Origin of the sequence: Paraflavitalea sp. CAU 1676, assembly GCF_029223285.1 — a bacterium.
GTDB lineage: Bacteria > Bacteroidota > Bacteroidia > Chitinophagales > Chitinophagaceae > Paraflavitalea.
Window position 1 is genome coordinate 275,849 of the sequence record NZ_JARHUJ010000010.1, and the last position, 25,097, is coordinate 300,945.

The window sequence follows — 25,097 nt, forward strand, 5'->3', positions numbered from 1 at the left end:
GTAAAGAGTCTTAACGATGAATAGTTGGAGGAAGAAATGTGTTGCGCTAGCCGCTGCCTGTTTGATGATGATGGGTGTGTCGGCCCAAAAGAAAACAGCGCCCTATGTGGGATACCTGTTTGTGTATTTTACCGGCAACAGCGGAGATGAAGAAGCGATCCGTTTTGCGATCAGTACGGATGGTTACCGCTACCGGGCGCTGAACAGTGACCGGCCGGTGTTGTTGTCGAAGACGATCAGCAGTACCGGCGGGGTGCGTGATCCGCATATCCTGCGCGGTAAAGATGGCAAGACCTTCTATATGGTGGTAACTGATATGGTATCGGCCAAGGGCTGGAGCTCGAACCGTGCCATGGTATTGTTGAAGTCCACCGACCTGGTCAACTGGACATCGAGTGTAGTGAATATCCAAACCAGATTTCCGGGCAATGATAGTTTACTGCGCGTGTGGGCGCCTCAAACGATCTACGATGCCAAGGCAGGCAAGTACATGATCTACTTTTCCATGAAGCATGGAAAGGATGCCGATAAGATTTATTATGCCTATGCCAACAAAGATTTTACGGACCTCGAATCCGCGCCACGTCAGTTGTTCTTCAATCCATCAGGCGGGGCCTGCATCGATGGAGATATTGTGGAGAAGGACGGTAAGTTTCACCTGTTCTTTAAAACAGAAGATGCCGGTGCAGGGCTAAAGATCGCTACATCGGATAAACTGACGGAAGGGTATGTGCTGCGTGACCGTTTTGTACAGCAAACCACCGACCCTGTAGAAGGATCGGGTGTTTTCAAGCTAAACGACAACAGTGGCTATATCCTCATGTATGATCTGTATACGAAAGGAAAGTATCAGTTTACTCGTTCGGCCGATCTGGAGCATTTTGCGGTGATCGATCAGGATGTGTCGATGAACTTTCATCCCCGGCATGGAACAGTGATCTCCGTAACAGCCAAAGAAATGGAGCGCCTGACGGCGAAATGGCTGCCTTATGAAGACGTATTGCTAGGCTCCACAGCGCCTGTTATCAAAGCACGCAATATTGCTTACGATACTACGCAACAAAGAATTGCCTTGCCGGTACGCGTAGGCACAGCGCTGAATGCCTTCGACCCACAGTTTCTGCAATACCCGGGCGTAACGGTTAGCCCGAAGGCGGCCAACTATGGGGCCGGTGCGCAGCAGATTACAGTTGATATTAAAGGACGCGGCAAGCAGACTTTTTCTGTGGCAGTACAGGAGAGAAAGAACCCGGTGCTGGAAGGTTATTATGCCGATCCGGAGATCATTTATTCGCACAAGAATGGCAAATACTATCTGTATCCTACCAGCGATGGGTTTACCAACTGGTCGGGCACGTATTTCAAAACTTTTTCTTCCACCGACCTGGTGCATTGGAAAGACGAAGGCGTGATCCTCGACCTCAACAAGGATGTAAGTTGGGCAAAGCGCAATGCCTGGGCGCCCTGCATCATCGAAAAGAAGATCGGCGGCGTGTACAAATACTTTTATTATTTCACAGCCGCACAGAAGATCGGTGTGGCTGTAGCAGATGACCCTGCCGGTCCGTTCCGCGATCTGGGCAAACCCCTCATCGACCGCAGGCCCGAAGGCATCAAAGGCGGACAGGAGATCGATCCCGATGTGTTTACCGATCCGCAAACCGGCAAGTCTTATCTCTATTGGGGCAATGGCTATATGGCTGGTGTGGAATTGAATGAAGACATGGTTTCTGTGAAAGCAGCAACGCTCACCATCCTGAAACCTGGATCAACTTTCCGGGAAGGAACCGAAGTCGCTTACCGGAATGGTAAATATTACTTCTTCTGGTCGGAGAACGATACCCGCGATGCCGATTACCGCGTTCGTTATGGAATGGCAGATGCACCACTGGGTCCTATCCGCTTACCGGAGAATAACCTGGTGCTGGCGAAGGATGCAGCGCAGGGTATTTATGGAACAGGGCACAACTCTGTATTGCAGGTACCGGGTAAAGACGAATGGTACATGATCTATCACCGGTTCAACTATCCCCATGGTATCAATTGGGGCCGCGCGGCGGGCTACAACCGCGAAGTGTGTATCGATAAACTGGTATTTAACCCGGACGGAAGTATCGAGCCAGTTAAACCAACCTTATAACGGAAGCTCAGTATTTAACGACATTGTTTTTGATATCGTGGTAAAACAAGATCGCCCAGTGCTCCGCCTGGGCTTTTTGTTGCCATTGAAGGCGCTGCGACATGGCTTTCTTGCCATCATAATCGCTTTTATAAGCAAAGGGATATTTGAGGTAGCCTTTTTGCGGAAGGTTATCGGCACCATAGAAGGCCATCTCGTCCTGGTCCTGTATCCAGAACACTTGATGGAAGGGCGTATGCCCGCCTGTTAATTCGAAGCGGATGTGTTCTGTGATGTAACCCTGGTCTTCATGTAGAAAATGGAGGTTGGGCAGTTTCGATAAACCGTCGAGCGTGGTTTTGCTGAAAGAGGGATTAGCTGGTTGGGTATAGGCAAACTCGAGTTCGCGCTGTTGGAGATAGATAGCGGCCTGCGGGAAGTTGGACATGAAGCGACCGTCTTTATCATAACCGACGCCGTCGATATGGTCTTTGTGGAGGTGGGAGAGTAGCACTTTTGTGATATCGTGGGGATCGTAGCCATGCCTGCCCAGGTAGTAGTGAATGAAAGGCTGCTGATCCTGGAAAAATCCAATGCCTGTATCGAGCAGGATGAGTTCGTTACCAATTTCAACCAGGAAGGGGCACACCGACATTTTGAGGTGTTTGCTGGCCGGCGAATAAGCATCGCCTTCGTATAAGGTGGTAAATACCTTTTGCTTGTCGACTGTATAAACGCCTTCGTTCAGCGGTATGATCTTCATCGGCTGCGTGTATTTATTGCCCAGCCTGCGACAGCTTCTCTTTCAGTTTTATCAAACGCAACAGAAATACGTCGAACTTCTTAGGGTCGTCGTAAGATTCGATCATATGGAAATGGCTATCGAGAAACTTGGGTATATCGGTGATGGTTTCTGCCGGACCTATGACGACGGATTTGGGGAATTGTTGCTGCTCGAAGAATGCCTTTAGCGCCGCTACTTGTGCTGCTGTTTCGTTGCTCATGGGTTGGTTGGAACGTGTTGATTAGTGTATCAGAGGGCGCAAGGTAGGGCATCTGGCTATAATAAAAAAGCCCTGCCTGCCGGCAGAGCTTTAGCTATAGGTGGGCGATGATCTTAGTGTGCCAGGGCCATTTCTTCTACGAGTGCGTTTTCCAGCCTGGTAATGACCTCATCAGTCCGGCTGATATCGAAAGTGCCTACACTGATGCGGTACCAGGGGGAACCGGCTGGCGCGCCAAACACGGCAAACGGCAGTATGCCGATCCCTGCTTTATTCAGCAACAGGGAATGGGCATCGGGTAAATCGATCTTTACGGTAAGGTAGATGGCTGCCTGTGGCTCGATGGCATCTACGGGCAGGCCGCTTTCTTTCATGCTCTTAAAGCCTTTGTAAAGCGCTTTCAGGCGCAGGTTGATCTCCTGGCGGAAGTTGTTGAGGTATTCGTCGACGGCTGTTGTTTGTGGCAGGAAGCTGGCCACTGCCTTTTGTTCGGCCATGGGCGCCCAGGCGCCCACGTGTGAGAGGATGGCTTTCATTTTGGAGAGTACCGGTGCCGGTCCGAATGCCCAGCCCACCCGCACGCCGGTGGCAGCAAATCCTTTGCTGATGGCGTCGAGGTAAATGGTATAGGGACGCATAGCTGGCAACAGGCTCACCGGATCGTGATGCAGCGTGTTGCCATGCAGCAACAGGCTATACATCTGATCAAAGAATACATAGAGCTTTTTTTCACCCGGTGCCCGGCGGTTGTTTTCCTCCAGTACGAGTTCGCATATGTCGAGCAATCCTTCGCGGGTAAAGCAGGTGCCGGTAGGGTTCTGTGGCGAACAAAGGGCCAGCAAGGTAGCGCCTTTCAAATGTGGGCGCAGATCGTTGGCCGTTGGCATGAAATAATTATCGGCCGAGGTTTCTACGGGGCAATGCTCCGCTTCTACAAATTGCGCATAGTATTGATTGTTCCATCCCGGTACGGGGTAGATCACTTTTTCTCCTTTGTCGACAATAGCGCGGTAAAGTGCGTAAATGAGCGGACGGCCTCCTGAGCCAACCAGTATTTCGTCGGTCGTATAGTCCAGCGACTGATGTTGCCTGATGAATTGAGCGATGGCCTTGCGCAGGTCGGCATTGCCTTCTGCAGCTGGATAATTGGTAAAATGCTCCCGGTAGGCTTGCACGATGCCTTCTTCCAGCACAGCAGGAATGGGGAAGAGTTGGGGATCGAAATCGCCCACGGTGAAATTGTCGACCTTATTACCATCGGCGATCATTTGTTTGATCTTTGCACTGATAGCCAGAATGCCAGAACCGGGCAGGTTCTCAGCCAGTTGGGAGAGTTGCATAAAATAATTGTTGGATGAATGAATGATACGCAAGGCAGTTTTGTTGGAGACTGCCGGCGCAAGATTTGAGACCGTAAAAGGAGAGATCTAATGGAGGCTGTTCTCGGCCAATGCGAGCACCAGGAAGATGTAGCTATTCCTGTTGTCGGGGAAACGTTTGTATGGATAATCGGGCCGCATAGTGTGCGGAGCAAAGATAGCGTTTTCGATAAACCTTGCAAACCGGGCTACTGCAGGGGTGGCCTGAATGGCGGGAAATCTTACCTTCGCGGCCGCCTGGCAACTACACGGCATTATCATTATCACCATTATGCATATCAGATTTCTTTCTTTCTGCACTAGTGCGATGCTTTCGATGGGGGCGCTGTTAGTGGCTGCAAACGCCATTGGTGAAACAACCGGTCACCGCCCCTTCCAGGATACTGTTTCAAAAAACAAGGTGGAGGAAGCCCGTTTCGTAACGATCAATGGCATGGAGCAATGGGTTACGATCAAAGGGAATCCAGCCAGGCCGGTTATCTTATTCCTGCATGGCGGGCCGGGCAGTACGATGAGCCCCTATGCGGATGTTCTCTTAAAGGATTGGGAGAAAGATTTTCTGCTGGTGCAGTGGGACCAGCGTGGCGCGGGAAAGACCTATGGCAAAATGGCGCCGGAAGAATTGACGCCTGCCTTTTTAAAGGCCAACCCGTTGTCCATCGACCAGCTGGCGAAAGACGGTATCGCATTGGCGGAATACCTGATAGAGCATCTTAAAAAACAAAAGATCTTCCTGTTCGGTACCTCCTGGGGTTCGGTGCTGGGCGTTACCATCGCCAGCCGCCGGCCCGATCTCTTTTATGCCTATGTGGGGCATTCGCAGGTAGTGGACCCGCGGGATGACAGACGCTTGTACGATACAGTTTGGCAAATGGCGCAGCAGAAAGGTGATACCGCTGCCCTGTCGGTGTTGCGTGCGCTTGGTAAACCACCTTATAGCAGGGCACGTGATGTGGGAAGACTTTGGCGGGTGGTTAAAAAGTATGAAGCAGCCAGCTCAACGCCGCCTCCGCCCGGTTGGTTTGTAGAGGCGCCGGGCTATACGGGTACAGCAGACAGCCTGCACCGGAGTGACGGTGATGACTATTCCTTTGTGAATTTTGTAGGCGACCAGGTATTGGGTGTGCCCGCCATGCGTGCGGGGATCCAATTTTCCGTCGATCAGTTGGAATTTAAGGTGCCTGTTTACCTGATACAGGGTGTGCATGACCTTTTGACGCCCGCATCCGTTACCAAAGCCTGGTTCAACCGTATCAAGGCGCCAGCAAAGGAGTATTTCCTATTGCCCCATGCAGCCCACGGTTTCAACCAGGAAGTGTTGAGTAAAGAGTACAATTTGTTCATGCGATTGAGCAAAAAGTTAAAGAATCCCTAGCCGGAGCCGATTAGGCCCCCTCACGGGTGGATTTCTTTGGGAATTAAGTAGTTTTGTGGTGCAAATACCTTAATTTTTCGGGGTAAAACTGCAAGGAGGCAGTTTGGTCATCAATGAAATGCCAGTCAGGTTATGCTGATGCGTTTTGCTGCCCTTATCAAACCATCTCTGTCCTCAAGGCTATCATATTTTATCACTTTTAAAGCTGGTACAGCCGCTGGGCCCTGCAAAGCAGGGTATCAAAGGCTGATCAAATAGTTGTAAATCCATTTGACTATGAGTTTCGGGAAGCGTTCAGTTATTACGGGATGTGGGAGTTATTTACCGGCAGTCATTAAACCCAATAGTGATTTCCTGGAACAGGATTTTTATGGTGAAGATCACCAGCCAATCAAGAACGGGAAGCAGGTGATCATCGATAAATTTCAGGCCATTACCGGCATCCAGGAGAGGCGGTATGCCGATGAGACGTTAAAAACTTCCGACATGGCGGCTATTGCTGCCAGACTGGCGATAGAGGATAGCGGGGTAGATCCGGAAACGCTCGACCTCGTGATCGTAGCACATAATTTCGGAGATGTTGCGGGTGCGGGACAGCAGTCAGACATGGTGCCGGCCCTGGCTAGCCGGGTAAAATCAGTATTGGGTATTGTAAATCCCGGTTGTATTGCTTTCGATATTCTCTTTGGCTGCCCCGGCTGGATCATGGCCGTTATCCAGGCAGAGGCCTTCTTTAAATCGGGCATGGCTAAAAAAGCACTGATCATTGGTGCCGAAACCCTCTCACGGGTGTATGATCCGTTCGACAGGGACAGTATGATCTTCAGCGACGGCGCCGGTGCCGTGATACTGGAATTGAAAGAGAACGCAGCCGGGGGTATTTTGTCGTGCCAGTCGGCCAGTCATTGCAAAGAAGAAGTGGGCTATTTGTACATGGGCGCTTCAAACAATCCGGCTTACGACGAAGATGCGAAGCTGCTCAAGATGAAAGGCCGTAAAGTATATGAATATGCTTTGAAACATGTACCGCTGGCGATGAAGGCATGTATTGACCAGGCCGGTGTATCGATCGGCGACGTGAAGAAGGTCTTTATTCACCAGGCCAATGAAAAGATGGATGAAGCTATCTTAGACGCTTTTTATAAACTCTACGATCTCAAGGCTCCGGCTGCGGTAATGCCCATGTGCATTCAATACCTGGGCAATAGTTCCGTGGCAACGATCCCCACCTTGCTCGACCTGGTGAAGAAAGGTAATTACGAGCAGCACGAACTCAAAACGGGCGATATCGTATTGTTTGCTTCGGTGGGAGCGGGCATGAACATCAATGCCGTTTGTTACCAATGGATAGATTAACCTGATTATATTAATAGATAGAAAAGCCCGGAGCATTGAATGGCTCCGGGCTTTTTCATTTATGGCCTTGCGTAGATACTAATTCCTGTTCATGTATTCGGTGAGCTCCGTTTTACTCATATCGAAAGTAAACTCCTGGTTTACCAGGTAGAAGTTCTTTCTGTCGTGCGATTTGTTGTAAGCGAACTTCGCATAATCCAGTTTAGACTCCTCGAAAGTAAAGAGGCGTATGATCGACCTTATCTGCGCTACTGAGAGGCAGTTGTTGCGGGTAATGAGTTTTGCCTGTTCCAGCTTGGTATCTTCAAATGTACTGGTGCGGATGGATTCCAGTGCCTGGTCAAAGTCCTGGTTGTTCATGGAAAAACCCCTGCAGCTCGATTGTTCGCAGCGGGGGATGGAGGGGCCGGGTCTGGGGTTGCGGGGTCTGTCATCCGTTTCCGGAAAAGGGTGGGGATGAGGCGCGGGTTGACGGGTACCGCCGGTGGTGGCTGCAAACTCGCGCAATTTCTTTTGGTGATCCTTGCTACCCACCGCGTCGATCACAATGTCAAAGTCCTCCGTATTGTACATGTGGAGGTAGCCGTTCTTCGCTACTTCGAATTGCTCGCTGGTATAAGCGCTGATCATTTTCACGATCGCCGCTACCTGTTCTGCCAGCAGGCAGTGGCTCTCGATGATCTGCAGTGCCACTTTGGCCTTGGAGTAGGAGTAATATTCGTCGCTGATCTTCTTTTTGATATTGAGGAAGGCCACTTCCGAAAGGGTAGGCGACTGGCAAAGGGTGCCGTTGGGCAGGTAAGGATTTTGCCTGGGTGGGTAAGGATGGTTGTCGTTATCGGAATCGCGTGGGGGGCGATTATTGCCATTGTTGTTGCCGTTGCCCCTGCCTGAAGAACTGCTGGAGCTGCTGTACGATTCGACCACTTCCACATTGGTATTGAGCTGTATGCCCACGCCAACATTCAGGGCAACTGCAGGAAAGCCGTCCATGATGTATCTCTTGTTCTTTTTGCGGAGCGTGAGTGGTGGCGGCGCTTCCTGGCAATCCATTTCCTGGATCACAGGCGGTATGGAGGGGTCGACGAATACAACCTTCACGATGGCTTTGCCGGGGCGCATCGGGCAGTCGAGCGCGTTGACAGGCCGGCTGTTTTGAGCCACGTCATTGACGTACACAGTGAACTTCGATCTGTCTTCTGTTTTGATGTTCAGCAGAAAAGATTCCTGCGCCAGTAAAGGGGTTGCAAATAGCAACAGGATGCTGAGTAGAGCTTTTGCATTCATAAGATTTGTATTAAATGATAATGTCAAACTACCTATCTAACGCAGGTTTTGCAATAAGCAATGTGTTACAGTAAGTGAGGTGAATCCTTGCTGGTGGCAGGTTGTGTCAGTTGAAACAGCGTGGGGAGTAGTTCGTTGCCGGTATATGACAGTTCAGTCGCGGTTAAAACATTGCTGACAGGGTGTAAAAAAAAGCTTAAATATTATTGGATGTTGGCGCTGACCAGGCTGGCGAGGAAGAAACAGGCAATGGTTACCAGGCCTTTGACGGTAAGCGGTTGGTTTTTGCGGATGGTTGCCCGCAGCGTTACAACGCTTAATGTGAGAGACAGGAAAGCACAAATGAACTGGTAGGCTGAATAAGTGGTGGAGGTACGGTAGTACCAGGGGTTTTCATTGATGGGTCCCCAGGGATAGGCATTGCCAGCATCACTGAAGGCGACAAGGTAGAATTCTGATACGCTGAGCAGGAACAGGAAGAGGCCGGCAGTTACCAGCACGTAGGACAGGTTCCAGATGCCGTGCTTATCGAATTCGGGTTTGGAATGTTGTATGGTATTCATATAGGTAGGTATATACAATATAATAAGAATAGTGCAACCCCGCAAGCAACGATATGTTAAGAAAACTTTCTTTTTTCGATCGCCCTTTGATGAGTTACGATAGGATAATTACGTACCTGGGCTAATAATGATATAGTAGATCGCCGAACGTGATGATTTATTGTTTGGGACGAATTGTATTTCACTACACATATGTGACAGTTATCTCTTCGGATTTGCGTCTTCGTGCGAATTCAGTAGCGGCCGGTTGAAAGCCGCTGTATTTTGGTGGCGAAATGATACCGCTGATGGTGGTGTTGTTTCATCTCACCTAAATCCATACATATGAAGACAATTTATGTCTTGCTGGCTTTGTTATTGCCAGGTGTGCCCGGTATTGCACAATTTCTTACACGGGATATGACTTTCAACAACAACGACACGACGGCTAACTCCAGCACGCGTTGTGTGGCACTGCAGGCTGATAATAAGATCCTGTTCTTCGGAGACAATACATACTACAACGGGCCAGGTACGGGCGGTGGAGTTTCGATCAGTTATGGTGGTCGCCTCAATCCCGATGGGACCCTCGATATGTCTTTCAAAAAGATCACTCTAGATGGTCGTGTCGATGATATCGAAGTTCAACAATTCGATCAGAAGATACTGATCGGCGGATCATTTACGACGGTGAACGGAGTAGGTAGAAGGGGGATCGCCCGTCTGAACACGGATGGTTCATTGGATCCAACTTTTGATCCATTGGGTGGCATCGGCGGTACCTCTTCATTAGGAACGGTGCGTGTATGGGCGATTGAAGTAAAGGAGCCAACAACAGTCAGCCAGCGAAGGATCTTTATTGGCGGCGATTTTTCGGAGTTCAATGGAAAACCCATGGGTTGTGTTGTTAGTCTTTATCTGGATGGCATCACGGATGGAAAATTAGATGAGTCGTATAAGCCCAGGGTTACCATGCCCGGTGACATGATCTATGATATGGTGTACGATAAAGCCCTTGATAAATTGTATATAGGGGGGGAGTTTTATGAAGTGGATGGAATCAGGAAGTGCCGTCTGGCTCGCCTGAACCCGAATGGTACCCTGGATAATAGCTATCAAATAGGACCTACAGAATGGAACAGACCACATAGTTCCGTTACTTCCCTTTTCCTGAATTCCGATGGTAAGCTGTTGGCAGGCGGGTATTTTAAACAAGTTAATAATGTCAATAGAGGAGGGCTGGCGCGCTTTAACCTGGATGGAACATTAGATATGGGTTTTAATACTGGAAAAGGATTTTCGGACGGGTTCTCTGTCTATGACCAGGGTACTGAAGTGAGGAGTGTGAAGGTGATGACTGATGGCTCTATAATTGCCGGTGGCAACTTTACGAAGTTTAATGATATCCCTTGCGGCCATATCGTGAAGCTGGATGCCAATGGTTCGGTAGATGCCTCCACCACCTTCGGCGCCGGATTTAATGATTGTGTATTTGAAGTAAGGCTACAAAAGCAGCCTTCGGGCGAAGAGAAGATCGTGGCTGGTGGTTACTTTAAAACGTATCAATTGGAATACCAGGGCGCCATTATGCGCCTCGTAGCAGAGATGACATTGGATGGCAGGCAGGTAAACGGCAAGGCCAATCCGGTCCGCGATGGCGTGTCAATCACCTGGTCTGCCAACGGTATTGATCCTCTCTCCGTAGTGACCATCGAAAAAAGTGTTGACGGCATTCACTTTAATGCCTTAAACAAAAACATCCTTTCCTCCTACGGCGGCGTTTCGGGTCAATATGCTTTCAAAGATGCATCATCAACTGAGGGTGTAGTGTATTACCGCATCCTGATCGAAGGAAAAGGAGGACGGGTTTACTCGAATCTGATGCGCGTGAATGTGTCGGGTAGTGCTGTCGGTTCCTTCATGGCTTATCCCAATCCTGTCAGTAACGTTTTATCCCTCCGATCCAACTTGTCGAAACCAACAGTATGCTCAATAGAGATGTATGATCTGAAGGGCGCTCTTTTGCGAGCATGGCAGCGCAGTATCGACGCAGGTGTGCAAGTCAACCAGTTCGATATGCCGGCTATCGGTAGCCAGCCATTGGTGCTGCGGGTAAGGGATCGCGCCGGCAATGTAGTAATGGTGTCAAAGCTGAACCATATTCCATAATAGTGAGGGTTTGTATGTTTGGTAATCCCGGCTCCTCGTAGCCGGGATTACTAACTTTATGGCCGGATACGGGCGTTGTTCAGGAATTGTAGGTGACAATAGAAACAAGGGAAATAAAACCGATGACCATGGCAGCCTGGTAGTAGGCCCAACCCAGGCTCATATCGTTTTCCTGCTCGTACCGGGCAATGCAGACGATAAAACCAACTACCGGGATCCAGTAAATGAATTTATTGTTCATAGTTTTGGCATTCCTTTAAAGTTACGCAAATAAGTGGAGATTCGCGCCGGATCGGAATTTCGGGCAGGAAGAGGCCATTTCAGGCGCGCCTGCCGGGATAAGGGGTGTCTGCAGTCTTTAGTCGAATAAACTGGCCTCTTCCAGTACTATCCAGCTTCCTTCAGCAATTTCAGCCTCCAGCTCCTGGTGATCCCATCCGCAATAGCCGATAAAGAGCCTGAGGTCTTTTTGGGTAAGCGTCCTGTTACTGATGAGCTTTGCGGCTTCCTGGAAGTCGCCGCCCACATAGGTGTTGCCCGATACCAGTTCTCCACCCTTGATCAGGTCGGGTCTGCGATGAAGGAAGAACAAGTGTTCCTGGTCTACCGGGCCGCCTTCATAAAGTGGATAGGGTATGTTGTGCTTAAACTCTTCGAGTTCATTAAACTTTCTGGCAAACTCCTTATTGACCACAAAGCCCATGGCGCCCTTTTCGTTGTACTCGGTAATAAATATTAGCGCTTTGTCAAAAAAAGTGTCGATCAATAAGTCAGTGCTCTGTAAAAAAATGCCGGGCTTCATAGTTTGTAAAGTTAACGTAGTATTACGTAATTCGATTATTTCCTGGTTTTAGGTCGGGCTTAAGATTGGCTCACGCTTTGCGATACTGGAAATCTGGAGCAATGCTACTATCAGTGTCCTTTGCACGAAGTGTTCAAAAATAATTCATCGGTAAGCCGGTTGTGCATATCGGTAATATGTTTTAGCTTTACTACCTGTTACTTCAATTCTTGTAACTCACTCACTTGTTTAAGGCAACGATTTGATCCCAACCAACTTCATCATGATCAGCGGATGGTTCCTCTGATACGCATTCTCTGATTAGCGTTTTTTTGATTAGCAAGCAGCTTTGATAGTATTGTCCGGGCAAATCATGCCCTGGAATGCATTTATTGTTCAATTATAAATGGGCAGGCCCCGTATTGCCTGCTGCTGTATAAAGATGTCGACAGGCGGATGCCGAAAAGCCTTAAAAGAGTAGGCATAATTCAAAAAACCGAGATACTATGTCAAACAATTCTGCCGCTTCCAAAAAGGGTGGCGTAGCCAAAAAGGCCACAGCGCTCGATTCTATCCGCAACATTCAGCAAATGTGGGACGCTGCCATCAGCTCCTTCAATGATGGTGACGATGATACTACCGCCATCTATGACATCTACAAGAGCATGAGCCCCAAACTAACTTTCCAGGACATCTCCAATGTAGTAGGCGCCGTATTCGGAGCTACTTATTGGTCGGGTCTGCAAATGGATTATACCATCCTTTCCAAGAGTCTCGTACAGGGCCTGGGCATCGACCGTGGCCTGGCCGATCAGCTGGCCCAAAACTCTTTTCAGCAATGGCGCGGCATGCTTTGCCGTAAAAATATTGCCGACGTAGGTATTATCCCTACACCGGGTTCTTATACGGAAAGCCTGGACATCGTATGTAATGAGAATACTCCGCTGCAGCCGCAGCAATTGATCGAGAACTGGAACAATGAGTTCTGGAAAACACCTCAGATCGGTAAGAACTATATCTACACCCGCACGCAGAATCTCGGATTTTTGGGCGATATCACACCAACCGTACAAATGTTCTATACTACGGGAGGCTTCAACCAGCCACCTTCTTCCTGGATACAGTGCTTTACAGAAAGCGGCAGCAAAACACATGGCGATGTCATTCTGCTGAATGGTAAGCCCGGCGCAATGGGTCAGGGGGTACGCGGGGCTTCAGAAGCCTTTTTCTTCAATCCTACATCGGCAGACCATGTTTGCGTGATTGCCGTGGTTTCTTACGACTTCTTCGATGACAACAATCCGCTGAACCTGAAACCAGGCAACTGGAATTCACAAACCTGGATCACCCACAACGGTGCAGCGGCCTGGCACAATACCGATCCTCAAAAGAAAGCAGAGGAATCCTTCAAGTTCTACAACCAGGACGGTACCGAAGAGAAGTTTGCATTCCAGGTCAATTGCAGAAACGTACCGGTTGGTTCAACCATACAGCTGCGCAATGATGATTCCGCAGCCAAATTCGATACCGGCGTGATCGAGATCGGCAATGAATCGCAGCACATCGAAAAGATCGTGACCCTGCCTGCCTACTACAAAGGCGACCTCAAGGTAAAAATACAGGGGCCCGATGGCAAACTGCTGCCTACTCACGCAGCTGTTGAAATATCCATGGCCTGGATTGTAGAACACGGCCATCGCAGGTATATGGACGCGGCAGCTCAACGGAAAGATTTCGCGGCGCTGAGGAACGTGCAGGATATCTTCCTGCCGCTTGGAAGCTTTACCATTACGGGATCAAATCTAAAATAGAGGCGAGGCTTACTTTTCACAGGAAGAGCCCGGGGCATAGTCCCTGGGCTTTTTGCTTTATGAAGCCCGGAGCTGATCCAATGCGGTGGATGGCCAGGTTACAGAAAGCTGCGATCGATCGGGCACTTGAGCGATGTTCACACGGTTGGAGAGCATATTCACTTGAGAAATGTCAAGTCAGGCCATCGATGTTAGATCATTTAACCAGCAAAATGTCTTTTTCAGCGAGTTACTGGCATAGGGGTTGTTAAAATCACAGAAACCTCGGCACATGAAGTGGATGCTCTTATTGTTACTGGCCTTCCAGGGCTCGTCGACTCCCGGTTGGGAGCCTGATTACGAAACTGCTGTGCAGCAGGCCAGGGCGAAAGACAGGCTGATCCTGCTGAGCTTTTCCGGCTCCGACTGGTGTGGTCCCTGCATTCAGTTGCGTAAAGAGGTTTTTGAGAGCGAAGCTTTCCTGGCTATGGCAGACAGCTCGCTGATCTTATACAATGCTGACTTTCCGCGGAATAGGAAGAACCAATTGCCGAAGGCGCGTCAACAGCAAAATGAAGAACTGGCCGGCCAATACAATCCACAGGGCAAATTTCCTTTCACCGTTTTGCTCTCGGCCGACGGAAAGGTGATAAAAAGCTGGGACGGTTATCCCCAATATAATAGCACCCTATTCCTGGAACAGTTAAGAACCCTGGTGCATGGTCATCGCCCCTAAGAAAACCTGGCGCGAGTTCAGCCTGTCGGAAAGACTGATGGGCAATACATTCCATTTTACCGTGGTGAGTGATTCGGAATCCTGGGCGTTGGCTAAAGCCGCGCTGGCGGTCGAAGAAGTGCGCCGCATCGAAAAGCTACTGACCACCTATAGCGAAGACAGCCAGGTTAACCAGATCAACCAGCAGGCAGGTATTCGCCCCGTACGGGTAGACCGGGAGGTCTTTGCACTGATACAACGATCCCTGAAAATATCAGCCCTTACCGATGGTGCTTTCGACATCAGCTATGGTTCGGTCGACAAACGCTTATGGAACTTCGACCGTACCATGACGGCACTGCCAGATCCTGCCACCGCCAAAGCTTCCGTTCGCCTCATCAACTACCGCAATATCCTGCTGGATGAAAAGCAGGGAACCGTCATGCTCAAAGCAAAGGGTATGCGGATCGGTTTTGGCGGCATTGGGAAGGGATATGCGGCCGATATGGCCAAAGCTATCCTCGTAAAAGAAGGCGTAACCAATGGCATCGTAAACGCCTCCGGCGACCTGATCACCTGGGGCGAGCAGGCAAATGGTAAACCGTGGACCATCGGTATCGCGCATCCTGATCAGGCACAATCTGCCTTCTCTTATCTCAATATCTCCAACCTGGCCATTGCTACTTCGGGCAGTTATGAGAAATATGTGACCATCGATGGCAAAAGGTATTCGCATACCATCAACCCGGTTACCGGCATGCCGGTAACCGGTGTCAAGAGTGTCACCATTATCAGTCCCTATGCAGAGCTGGCCGATGCGATGGCCACGCCCGTGATGGTGATGGGTGTACCCGCTGGCATTCGGCTTATCGACCAGGTAAACCACCTGGCTTGCATTGTCGTTGACGACTATAACAAGATCTACACTACAAAAAATATACGATTATCATGAGTACCTCCGGTCGCGTAATCACCGCCCTGGCTTTCGTGTTGTGTGCAGTATCGTGCACATCCGTGAAAGAGTACCAGAAAAGCAAGTTGAATGATGCAGAGATGAGCCTGGGCAACCGCAAAGTGGAACGAACGGAACTCAATGCTCAATCGTACCGCGAAGCGGCATCCGGCGCCAATGCGGGAAAAAGCGGCGGGGGATGTGGCTGTAATTGATTTGATCGATAAATGGTTTAAAGGATCTGCATGAAGAAAGTATTGTTAACGACGATGGGACTGCTGGCTTTGTTGAAATCGTTCACCCAGCAGCAACCCGATTCAGTAGGCAGGAAACTGCGTATCGAGGAAATAAACCTGGTATCGAGTTATTATCAGCAATCGGGCGATCATGCCGGTGTAACGGGCGGGGTGGGTACACAACGCCTGACAGATGTCGCCAATGTATTCGACCTTAAACTGGCGAAATTCGATAAGAAGAACCGCAAGCACATGCTTGACCTGGAATTAGCGGTTGATCATTACACTTCCGCTTCTTCCGATATGATCGACCTCAAAGCGAATTCATCTGCCTCCTATAATGATACGCGTATTGCACCTGCTATTACTTATAGTGTGGAGCATGATGCAGCCGGTAGGGGTTTCTCGCTGGGTGTTTCTGCTTCGAAAGAAGTCGATTACCGCTCGCATGGCGTCAATATCGGCTTCACTAAAAAAACAAAGGACAGGAATGGTGAGTTCTCGGCCAGGTTGCAAGCCTACTTCGATGAGGTGAAACTGATCGCGCCCATTGAATTGAGAGAGCCCGGCGCTTTTAAAGGATATCCCACCGACCAGCGAACGACGTTTGCCGGATCGTTTTCGTGGTCGCAGGTGATCAACAGGAACCTGCAGGTCATGTTGCTGGCAGATGTGGTGAAACAGGAAGGCTACCTGAGCATGCCTTTTTACCGCGTGTATTTCAATGATGGCAGCGTGCACCAGGAAAACCTGCCCTCAAGCAGGTTTAAGTTGCCATTGGCCGTACGGGCCAATTACTTCCTGGGCGACCGGGTGATCGTTCGGTCCTATTACCGGTATTACCAGGACGATTGGGGTGTGCGTTCGCATACAGCCAATGTGGAGCTGCCGGTAAAGCTTACCCCCTTTGTGTCGATCAGCCCGTTCTATCGATACTATCATCAATCGGCCGTCGACTATTTTGCACCCTATGGCGAACATAGCGGAGCGGGCACTTATTATACCAGCAATTATGATCTGTCGGCATTTGATAGCCATTTCCTGGGAGCGGGTATCAGGCTGGCGCCCCCCAAAGGCGTATTGGGCTGGCAGCATTTCAATATGCTGGAGCTACGCTACGGTCACTATACCAGGAGTAATGACCTCAATGCCAATAGTGTGTCGCTGCACATCAGGTTTAAGTAGGCTCCCTTACCAATGAACATCGGGCCACGCCGCCGGTAAAAAGCATGGGCCTTTTTGCCGCTGATAACATAACTTCCCATAAGCACCTATTAAACCCGGTGCAACCGGTTCCATGAAATGCATGCTGCTGGGCCTCCTGTTGCCTTGTGCTGTTGCGGCACAATCGTTGCCCGACTCCACCGTTCGCAAAATAGACGAAGTGTTCAAAACCTTTACGGCCGCTACACCCGGCTGTGCGGTTGCTATAGCACAGGGTGGAGCCGTCACCTTTCAGAAAGGATATGGACTCGCTAATTTGGAATATGCCATTCCCAATACACCGCAAACCATTTTTCATATAGCCTCCGAGTCGAAGCAATACGTGGCGTTCTGTATACTCTTATTAGAAAAAGAAGGTAAACTCTCGCTGGATGATGATATCCGGAAGCACCTCGATTATGTGCCCGACCTGGGCGCCACCATTACGATCCGCCACCTCGTTTACCATACCAGTGGTTTGCGCGATCAATGGCAATTGCTGGCCAATGCAGGCTGGCAACTCGATGACGTGATCACGCAGGATCACGTGATCAAACTCGTTGCCAAACAAAAGGCGCTCAACTTTGCGCCCGGTGAAGAGTGGATGTATTGTAATACAGGATATACACTGCTGGCCGAGATCGTGAAGAAGGTAAGCGGCCTGTCGCTGCGCCAGTATGCCCAGAAGAACATCTTCGAACCGCTGGAGATGAAGGATACCCATTTTCACGACAACTACCAGGAGATCGTTCCGGGGCGGGCGTATTCGTACAACCCTGGAGGAGAAAAGCGATTCAACAATGCAGTGCTCAGTTACTCTACTGTAGGCGCTACCAGTTTATTCACTACCGTGCTCGATGAGGTGAAATGGCTCAATAATTTCAAGAGCGGACAGGTAGGTGGAAAGGACCTGGTGGAGAAGATGCTGCAAACAGGCGTTTTGAACGATGGCCGCAAACTCAATTATGCATTCGCCCTGAACGTCAACAAATACAAAGGATGGCAACAGATAGGACATGGAGGATCTGATGCCGGATATCGCACCTTTGCGGTGCGGTATCCCGAAAAAGAGTTGGGCATCGTCGTGTTCAGCAATCTGGGGTCTGCGGATGTAGGTCGATTGGCCTCGTTGGTGGCAGATGTCCTCATCACAGACCCGAAAGAAGATCCCAAACCTTCGGAGAATTACTTTAAAGATAGTGTGCTGCTGAAAAAGATCACCGGCCGGTTCTATTCCGAAAGGGGCGACCTGGCCGAATTCTTTTGGAAAGAGGGACAATTGTACCGCCGTAACCCAAATGGGTTCACTGGCGAACTGAAGTTCTATAAGGAGACCGACAGCCGCTATAGAACACCGGGCGGCGCCGTCTATATTTTTGATGACAAGGAACGGGCTGCCGATTCCATCAGGAGCATGCGTATAGAAATGCCCAATTCGGCCATCACCATGAAGCGTCAACCGGCCGTTGCTCAAACCATCACGGATGCATTTGCCGGCAAATATTTCAATCCGGAAACAGAAGCTTTCTATTATGTCACGTTCAAAGATGGAGCACTGCAACTGTCACATCGTAAATATGCTACGGTTACGCTTAAGAATATTGCCCCCGACCAGTTTACCCTGCCTTTTTGGTGGATGGGGCATATCCGCTTCCTCCGCGATAAGAAACAAAAGGTGGTAGGCTTCGAGGTCAACGCCGGCCGGGTGCAGCATCTGCGCTACGATAAGATGCCATAAAGGGTTGCCTGAATATTCCCGCTAAGGGAATAAAAATCACGGCATTATTTATTAGTGTACCATTGACGCAGGATCAAATTATCCTTATATTTGATGGCTATCACAATACCTCCCTGCCTTACCGTCTTAATCCAATCTCTTCTAAAAAAACTTACGCTATAGCCACTCGCTACGGGTAACAGACCAACAGGTTTGCACTCGTCGATTCTTTTTCCGGAGCAGCCGATTGTGTTTGATGTAAACACTTAATTAATAATATTTTTCGGGCTATGGTAAAAAAGTGGTTGATATGGCTGCTGCCTATTGTTGCTGGCGGAATGGCGATGCCCTGCTATGCACAATTGCAAGCCTGCCCGATGAACATCAACTTCTCCGCGGGCGACCTGTCCAGCTGGACGGCCACGACCGGCCTTGTGGCGAGAAACACCCAATCTTATACCGGCACCAATGCAGGGCTTACCACCATTCCTGAATACACCATTTCTACTACCGGTGTGGAAGTGATCACCAGTTCTACGATCGATCATTTTGGAAAATTTGCTACCATCCCTGTTATCAATGGTTATGCTTACAACTATGCGGTGAAACTGGGCTCTACGGCTACTTCGCACGATCTCAACAACGGCGAACGAGCGCCGGGTGGTTTTACCCGGGCCATCACTTACACGATCAATGTGCCGCCCGGTTCTACCACCGTTCCTTATACCATGACCTACGCTTATGCCATGGTGCTGGAGAACGGCACGCACAACTCGAGCGAGCAGCCCTTGTTCAAAGCCACGCTGTCCACGCAAGCGGGGGTGATTGCCTGTGCTTCGCCCGAATACTACCTGCCTACTTTCAATGATGCAGGCTCTGGTGGCGGGCCGGGTGGTGGTGGTGCAGGCTCAGGCGCAACGCTGGATTCTGCAACGGCCCTGGCCAATGGCTTTACCAATAGCCCCGAGCCGTTTTTATCCTACGGCGGGCAAAATGGAAATGGTGCCTGGCTGCGCGATGTGTGGACCAAACCCTGGACAGAAGTCGTGTTCGATCTTTCTCCTTATCGCGGTCAACAGGTAACGCTCACCTTCGAGTCGGATAACTGCCGGCCGGGAGCGCACTTTGCCTATGCGTATGTTGCTTTGCGGAATACCTGTGCTGGTCTGGAGATCAGTGGTATCAGCGCCGCCTGTACCAATAATGAATTCACGTATTCTATCCCGGCGCTGGCTGGCGCTACCTATACCTGGGCGGTACCGGCTGGCTGGACTATCAACTCCGGCGCCAATTCCAATATCATTCATGTTACGGCCGGTAATACCGGCGGGGCCATTTCGGTACAGCAGGTAAACAGTTGTACCGATCTGAAAGGATTGCTCCCGGTTACTACTACGCCGCCTACGATACCCGGACAGGTAAACAGTGATGCTATAGTTTGTTCGGGCACGAATACGACATTTCTTAACCTGGGAGGAGAAACCGGGAATGTATTGAACTGGCTTTCCTCTACCGATGGAACGAACTGGACCACCCTCGGCAATACCAGCCTGCAGTATACTGCGCAAAACCTTACTGCCACCACGCGCTATGTCGCGTTGGTACAGAACGGTGCTTCATGCCGCATCGATACCAGTGTGGCCGCTTTGGTAACGGTTGACGCTAAGACTGTCGGTGGCGACCTGCTACCCAACAATGCCAATATTTGCCTGGGACAAACGATCAACCCGATCCTTGAACTATCAGGCAGCACCGGCAGCGTGGTGAACTGGCAAACCTCTTATGATAAGGTAAACTGGAGTGGTATGAGTCCCGGCTATCAGCAGCCGGCTTATCAACCCGCAACGCTGAACCGTACTACCTATTACCGGGCCATATTGAAGAGTGGTGTTTGTCCGGCCGATACCAGCGACATAGCAGCCCTTAATTATTTCAATGTTGCTTATCCGGCGGCGAAGATATCTCCTGATTTGTCTACTATCTGTTACGGTAAATCGGCCACGCTGAATGCCCTCATTTCGGTTGGCACCAATTATACGTGGAGTAAGCCCGGCATCATCAAAGACAATGGCAATGGCATTACCGGCGCCTTACCTTATTCGCTATCAGCTACAGCAACGCCGGCTGCCACCACCGATGTAATATTGTCGGTGTTCAATACGGGTTGTCCGAATGCTTTTAAAGATACCTTCCAGATACATGTATCGGAGCCGGTGATCGTGGATGCCGGCCGGGATACCGTGGCGGTTGTGGGGCAGCAGCTTCAGCTGCATGCAACGGCCAATATGCCGGAAACCGGTAAATACAATTGGTCGCCGGGACTTGGTTTGAGCAGCATGGTGATTGCCAATCCGGTCGCCGTCTACAGCAGTAGTGCGCCTGCATCGGTAGCGTATGCGGTAAAGGCTACCACCGAAGAGGGGTGTGAAGGCTTCGATACCGTCGTGGTGAAGATATTTAAAACAGCGGCCGATATATTCATGCCTTCTGCCTTTTCGCCCAATGGCGATCGCAACAATGAATTCCTGATGCCAATTTGTGTAGGTATACAACAGTTAAACTTCTTCCGCCTGTACAACCGCTGGGGCCAGCTGGTGTTCAGCACCACCGAGATCGGCAAGGGCTGGGATGGCCGCATTGCCGGTGTGCAACAGGCTTCGGGCACTTACGTATACGCCGTGCAGGGCATCGATTATGTGGGCAAAACGGTGAGTAAGAAAGGGAGCTTCGTATTGGTGAGGTAGGAGGGAGAGAAGGTTAGTGACCGGGCAGGATTGTTGCATGTAGGTAGATGACCACTACGACGATTGTTTGAATTACGTAATATTTACTTTGAATTTCTTAATAGCCGGGTCAGCCCGGCTTTTTACATTTGCACACTATAAATCGATACAACCATGATTCAAGCAAAAGGATATGCAGCACAAAGTCCGGAAACGGACCTGGCGCTTTGGGATTTTGAACGCCGTGAAGTAGGCGCGCACGATGTGCAGCTGGAAATACAGTTCTGCGGGGTTTGCCATTCGGACCTGCACCAGATCAAGAACGACTGGTTCAAAGGGATATTCCCGATGGTGCCCGGCCACGAGATCGTGGGCAAAGTAGTTAAAGTGGGTAACCATGTAAAAGGTTTTAAAGTGGGCGACCTGGCCGGTGTGGGTTGTATGGTAGACTCGTGCCAGGTGTGCGAGAATTGCAAGGAAGGCCTGGAGCAATACTGCCTCGATGGCAACACCCAAACCTATAACGGACTCGACCGTACCGGTGTTCCAACGTACGGAGGTTATTCCAACACGATCGTGGTAAGGGAAGAGTTTGTATTACATATCTCGGAAAAACTGTCGCTGGCAGCCACAGCGCCGCTGCTGTGTGCCGGTATCACCACCTATTCACCCCTGCGTCATTGGAAAGTGGGCAAAGGGCATAAACTGGCTGTATTGGGCCTGGGTGGCCTGGGGCATATGGCGGTGAAGTTTGGCGTTGCCTTCGGTGCAGAAGTAACCGTGCTGAGTACGTCGCCTTCCAAAGAAGCGGCTGCCAAAGCATTGGGCGCACATCACTTTGTCGTTACGTCCGATAAAAAGCAGTCGGATGCAGTAAAGAACACCTTCGACTTCATCATCGATACCGTATCGGCAGAGCATGATATGGATTTCTACCTCGGTATGCTTCGTGTGAACGGGGTTCATATCTGCGTAGGTATTCCACCCGAGAAACTGAAGATCCATCCCTTTGCGCTCCTCGGTAATCGCAGAAGTGTGGCTGGTTCAGGCATTGGTGGTATCAAAGAAACCCAGGAAATGCTTGACTATTGTGCTGAGCACAATATCGTTTCAGATATTGAAATGATCGACATCAAAGATATTACGAACGCTTATGCCAGGATGTTAAAAGGGGATGTGCGGTATCGGTTTGTGATCGATATAGCCACCCTGTAAGGCAGGATGTAGACCTTTAAGAAGAGCGAATGGGTGAATGACCTTGATGGATCATTCACCCATTTTTTGTTGGCGGCTATAGCATTTGGAGCAATGCACCACGGCATGTTAAAACGGGTAACGGCGCATGCCGCCATCTACTACGGCCACCGTACCTGTTACATAACTGGCCCGCGGAGAAACGAGAAAGATGGCCATATTGGCCATGTCTTCCGGTGTGCCGAAATCGCCCAGGGGTATTTCGCTTTGGGCAAACCGGTGGCGCTCCTCACCAGGAAAGAAACGACGGATATTTTCCGTGTCGATGAGGCCGGGTTGCAGGCAGTTGACACGAATACCATACGGACCCAGTTGAGACGAGAGGGCTTTTGACCAGGCAGCTATGCTGGCTTTGGCTACGGCCGATCCATTGATGCTGCGCAGCTCGTACGAGCTGACGAGGTTGAGGATAGCCCCTTGCCGGCGTTCCATAAAATGGGGTAACAGCAGCTGGGTAAGCTGGCGGGGCCGTTCGAAGTCGAGCGTCATGGCAGCTGCCCAGGTAACTTCATCGCCAACCGGTTCCAACGGCTGGCTGCGGCCCGCATTGTTGATGAGGATATCGATATGCCCCAATGTCGAGAGGGCCGCCTCAGCCAGCCGTTGCGGTCCTTCGGGGGCCGTAAAATCGAGGGCTATGGTGTACGGCACTATACCGCCTGTCGCTTTAATGGCTGACTGGAGATCGCTGAGCAATGCTTCGTTTCGTCCGGTAGCTAATACCTGAACACCTTCGAGGGCCAATTCCTTCACGATGGCCCGGCCAATACCCTGGCTGGCTCCTGTTACGAGGGCTGTTTTTCCTTTCAAATACAGATCCATAAATACTTCTATTGTTGTTTGAGCGAGGCTGCTGACAGCCCCTGAATTTTAACGGTCAAATGTAGCAGCGGGTTGCTACTTTTAGGGTCACGGAATCAATTGTAGGGTACTATCAAACTTGTAAGTAATGGCGGTGCGCAAACAAAATTCAACCTATTCGCTCAATGAAAAGTTCATCACGGAATGTGATCTTACCTATGCCGTTCACCTGCTCGGTGGCCGGTGGAAATTGCAGCTCATCAGCGAATTGAAGGGACAAAAGCTCCGCTTCAGCGATCTGCACAGGCTCTTTTCGCATATCACCGAACGTATGTTGAGCCTGCAATTGCGGGCGATGGAGCAGGATGGGCTGGTTAAGCGTACGGTGTATGCCGAAGTACCGCCGAGGGTAGAATATGAATTGACGCCCCAGGTCCTGGAGCTGCTGCCCGTGCTCGACCAGTTGAGCGACTGGGGGCGCCGGCAAAGGGAGCATAAGTCCGAATGAGACATATTGTTGAAAGAATGATACAGATACTATAGCCGCTCTTGCTGGTTTGCACTTAGTTTGTTGATTGGAGCGGCGTACGGCTCCAGTTAATAAATCCTAAAATGATTGTAATGCGTAAAAGATTGCTTCCGATTGCTTTGCTGTTGATGATGACCGGCTCTGCCGGAACGGCTGCTGCCCAAAAAAGAACTGCACCATGGACCAAAGAACAAGCGGCCGCCTGGTATGCCAAGGTGAAGTGGACAGCCGGCGCCAACTATATCTCCAGCAACGCCATCAACCAGTTGGAAATGTGGCAGGCAGAGACCTTCGACTCTTCCCTCATCGATAAAGAGCTTGGTTATGCCGAAAGCATCGGCATGGGTGTTATGCGGGTGTACCTGCATCACCTCGCCTGGCAGGCCGATCAGGAAGGTTTTAAGAAGAGAATGAATACTTACCTCACCATCGCCGATCGTCATCATATCAAAACCGTCTTCACCATCTTCGACGATTGCTGGAACGATACGTACAAGATCGGCAAACAGCCTGCACCTAAAACCGGCACGCACAATTCGGGCTGGGTGCAGGACCCCGGCAAGCTGATCTTCATGGACCTCTCCGCCGATATCATGCTCGAAAAATATGTAAAGGATGTGTTGACCCGCTTCAAAAAAGACCAGCGCATCCTGCTGTGGGATCTTTACAACGAGCCCGGCAACTCCGGCTATGGTAATCAAAGCATGGCCTTGCTGAAGAAAGTATTTACCTGGGGCAGGGAAGTAAACCCGGTGCAGCCACTTTCTGCGGGTGTATGGTTATTGAACCTGAAAGAACTCAACAAATTCCAACTCGAGAATAGTGATGTGATCACCTACCACAACTACCACAATGAAGTGGAGCACAAGCGCTGGCTCGATTCGTTCCTGGTAAAGACTGGCCGCCCGCTCATCTGCACCGAGTATATGGCGCGTACCCGCGGTAGCCGTTTTGAGAATATCCTGCCGTTGTTGAAGCAATACAAGGTCATCGCGATCAACTGGGGACTGGTAGCTGGTAAATCCAATACCATCTATGCGTGGGATACACCCATCGCCGACGGCAGTGAGCCACCCATCTGGTTCCACGATGTCTTCAGAAAGGACGGTTCTCCCTTCAAACAGGAAGAAATTGAACTGATCAGAAAAGAAACTGGTAAGTAAAC

Annotated in this window: 23 protein-coding genes; 14 read left to right on the top strand and 9 right to left on the bottom strand. The window is 50.2% G+C overall.

Going from position 1 to position 25,097, the window contains the following annotated elements:
- Nucleotides 1-16 precede the first annotated feature (16 nt).
- Nucleotides 17-2,140, top strand: a complete 2,124-nt coding sequence (locus P2H89_RS30240) for a family 43 glycosylhydrolase (RefSeq protein ID WP_275834260.1) — start codon at nucleotides 17-19, stop codon at nucleotides 2,138-2,140.
- A 7-nt stretch (nucleotides 2,141-2,147) separates the two neighbouring features.
- Here P2H89_RS30240 and P2H89_RS30245 read toward each other — a convergent pair whose 3' ends face one another.
- From P2H89_RS30245 to P2H89_RS30260, 4 genes are all read right to left on the bottom strand, one after another.
- On the bottom strand, nucleotides 2,148-2,882 hold the full coding sequence (locus P2H89_RS30245; protein ID WP_275834262.1) for an MBL fold metallo-hydrolase: 735 nt from the start codon (nucleotides 2,880-2,882) through the stop codon (nucleotides 2,148-2,150).
- 13 nt (nucleotides 2,883-2,895) lie between these two features.
- Nucleotides 2,896-3,123 (bottom strand): hypothetical protein, encoded by a 228-nt coding sequence (locus P2H89_RS30250; RefSeq protein ID WP_275834264.1) that lies wholly within the window; start codon nucleotides 3,121-3,123, stop codon nucleotides 2,896-2,898.
- Nucleotides 3,124-3,236: 113 nt separating this feature from the next.
- Nucleotides 3,237-4,463: an aminotransferase class I/II-fold pyridoxal phosphate-dependent enzyme gene (locus P2H89_RS30255; protein ID WP_275834266.1), complete on the bottom strand. Its 1,227-nt coding sequence runs from the start codon at nucleotides 4,461-4,463 to the stop codon at nucleotides 3,237-3,239.
- Between the two features lie 87 nt (nucleotides 4,464-4,550).
- A complete protein-coding gene (locus P2H89_RS30260) occupies nucleotides 4,551-4,772 on the bottom strand; it encodes a hypothetical protein (protein ID WP_275834268.1) in 222 nt (73 codons plus the stop codon).
- A gap of 1 nt (nucleotide 4,773) precedes the next feature.
- Here P2H89_RS30260 and P2H89_RS30265 point away from each other — a divergent pair, with 1 nt between their 5' ends.
- Together P2H89_RS30265 and P2H89_RS30270 are read left to right on the top strand one after the other, a co-directional pair.
- Entirely contained in the window at nucleotides 4,774-5,877 is a 1,104-nt protein-coding gene (locus P2H89_RS30265; protein ID WP_275834270.1) for an alpha/beta hydrolase, read from the top strand.
- A 276-nt stretch (nucleotides 5,878-6,153) separates the two neighbouring features.
- Nucleotides 6,154-7,233: a ketoacyl-ACP synthase III gene (locus P2H89_RS30270; protein ID WP_275834272.1), complete on the top strand. Its 1,080-nt coding sequence runs from the start codon at nucleotides 6,154-6,156 to the stop codon at nucleotides 7,231-7,233.
- 78 nt (nucleotides 7,234-7,311) lie between these two features.
- Here P2H89_RS30270 and P2H89_RS30275 read toward each other — a convergent pair whose 3' ends face one another.
- Both P2H89_RS30275 and P2H89_RS30280 read right to left on the bottom strand, forming a co-directional pair.
- Nucleotides 7,312-8,520 carry a DUF4476 domain-containing protein gene (locus tag P2H89_RS30275; protein ID WP_275834275.1) on the bottom strand — a complete coding sequence of 403 codons (1,209 nt, stop codon included), beginning with the start codon at nucleotides 8,518-8,520 and terminating at the stop codon, nucleotides 7,312-7,314.
- 203 nt (nucleotides 8,521-8,723) lie between these two features.
- The gene (locus P2H89_RS30280) at nucleotides 8,724-9,083 is read right to left on the bottom strand and encodes a hypothetical protein (RefSeq protein ID WP_275834277.1); all 360 of its coding nucleotides are present in this window, start codon (nucleotides 9,081-9,083) and stop codon (nucleotides 8,724-8,726) included.
- Nucleotides 9,084-9,407: 324 nt separating this feature from the next.
- On the opposite strand from P2H89_RS30280, the gene P2H89_RS30285 reads away from it, so the two are divergent.
- Complete coding sequence (locus tag P2H89_RS30285; protein WP_275834279.1) at nucleotides 9,408-11,231, top strand: delta-60 repeat domain-containing protein; 1,824 nt, start codon at nucleotides 9,408-9,410, stop codon at nucleotides 11,229-11,231.
- A 79-nt stretch (nucleotides 11,232-11,310) separates the two neighbouring features.
- Here P2H89_RS30285 and P2H89_RS30290 read toward each other — a convergent pair whose 3' ends face one another.
- Together P2H89_RS30290 and P2H89_RS30295 are read right to left on the bottom strand one after the other, a co-directional pair.
- Complete coding sequence (locus P2H89_RS30290) at nucleotides 11,311-11,472, bottom strand: hypothetical protein (protein ID WP_275834281.1); 162 nt, start codon at nucleotides 11,470-11,472, stop codon at nucleotides 11,311-11,313.
- Between the two features lie 117 nt (nucleotides 11,473-11,589).
- Nucleotides 11,590-12,033 (bottom strand): YqgE/AlgH family protein, encoded by a 444-nt coding sequence (locus tag P2H89_RS30295; RefSeq protein ID WP_275834283.1) that lies wholly within the window; start codon nucleotides 12,031-12,033, stop codon nucleotides 11,590-11,592.
- A 485-nt stretch (nucleotides 12,034-12,518) separates the two neighbouring features.
- On the opposite strand from P2H89_RS30295, the gene P2H89_RS30300 reads away from it, so the two are divergent.
- The 8 genes from P2H89_RS30300 (at nucleotide 12,519) to P2H89_RS30335 (ending at nucleotide 22,563) form a co-directional block, all read left to right on the top strand.
- Nucleotides 12,519-13,823: a hypothetical protein gene (locus P2H89_RS30300; RefSeq protein ID WP_275834285.1), complete on the top strand. Its 1,305-nt coding sequence runs from the start codon at nucleotides 12,519-12,521 to the stop codon at nucleotides 13,821-13,823.
- A 271-nt stretch (nucleotides 13,824-14,094) separates the two neighbouring features.
- A complete protein-coding gene (locus P2H89_RS30305) occupies nucleotides 14,095-14,538 on the top strand; it encodes a thioredoxin family protein (protein WP_275834287.1) in 444 nt (147 codons plus the stop codon).
- Nucleotides 14,522-15,469, top strand: coding sequence for an FAD:protein FMN transferase (locus P2H89_RS30310; protein ID WP_275834289.1), 948 nt, complete (start codon nucleotides 14,522-14,524; stop codon nucleotides 15,467-15,469). The genes P2H89_RS30305 and P2H89_RS30310 overlap by 17 nt, the downstream gene beginning before the upstream one ends.
- Nucleotides 15,466-15,684 (top strand): DUF4266 domain-containing protein, encoded by a 219-nt coding sequence (locus P2H89_RS30315; RefSeq protein WP_275834291.1) that lies wholly within the window; start codon nucleotides 15,466-15,468, stop codon nucleotides 15,682-15,684. The genes P2H89_RS30310 and P2H89_RS30315 overlap by 4 nt, the downstream gene beginning before the upstream one ends.
- Nucleotides 15,685-15,714: 30 nt before the next feature.
- On the top strand, nucleotides 15,715-16,890 hold the full coding sequence (locus P2H89_RS30320; protein ID WP_275834293.1) for a DUF3570 domain-containing protein: 1,176 nt from the start codon (nucleotides 15,715-15,717) through the stop codon (nucleotides 16,888-16,890).
- A gap of 112 nt (nucleotides 16,891-17,002) precedes the next feature.
- Nucleotides 17,003-18,646 carry a serine hydrolase domain-containing protein gene (locus tag P2H89_RS30325; RefSeq protein WP_275834296.1) on the top strand — a complete coding sequence of 548 codons (1,644 nt, stop codon included), beginning with the start codon at nucleotides 17,003-17,005 and terminating at the stop codon, nucleotides 18,644-18,646.
- A gap of 269 nt (nucleotides 18,647-18,915) precedes the next feature.
- Nucleotides 18,916-21,369 (top strand): gliding motility-associated C-terminal domain-containing protein, encoded by a 2,454-nt coding sequence (locus tag P2H89_RS30330; RefSeq protein WP_275834298.1) that lies wholly within the window; start codon nucleotides 18,916-18,918, stop codon nucleotides 21,367-21,369.
- A gap of 153 nt (nucleotides 21,370-21,522) precedes the next feature.
- Complete coding sequence (locus P2H89_RS30335; RefSeq protein ID WP_275834300.1) at nucleotides 21,523-22,563, top strand: NAD(P)-dependent alcohol dehydrogenase; 1,041 nt, start codon at nucleotides 21,523-21,525, stop codon at nucleotides 22,561-22,563.
- 108 nt (nucleotides 22,564-22,671) lie between these two features.
- On the opposite strand, the gene P2H89_RS30340 is transcribed toward P2H89_RS30335, so the two are convergent.
- Nucleotides 22,672-23,424 (bottom strand): SDR family oxidoreductase, encoded by a 753-nt coding sequence (locus tag P2H89_RS30340; protein WP_275834302.1) that lies wholly within the window; start codon nucleotides 23,422-23,424, stop codon nucleotides 22,672-22,674.
- Nucleotides 23,425-23,551: 127 nt separating this feature from the next.
- Here P2H89_RS30340 and P2H89_RS30345 point away from each other — a divergent pair, with 127 nt between their 5' ends.
- Nucleotides 23,552-23,911 carry a helix-turn-helix domain-containing protein gene (locus P2H89_RS30345; RefSeq protein WP_275834304.1) on the top strand — a complete coding sequence of 120 codons (360 nt, stop codon included), beginning with the start codon at nucleotides 23,552-23,554 and terminating at the stop codon, nucleotides 23,909-23,911.
- Nucleotides 23,912-24,024: 113 nt separating this feature from the next.
- A complete protein-coding gene (locus P2H89_RS30350) occupies nucleotides 24,025-25,095 on the top strand; it encodes a 1,4-beta-xylanase (protein ID WP_275834306.1) in 1,071 nt (356 codons plus the stop codon).
- The last annotated feature ends 2 nt before the right edge of the window (nucleotides 25,096-25,097 follow it).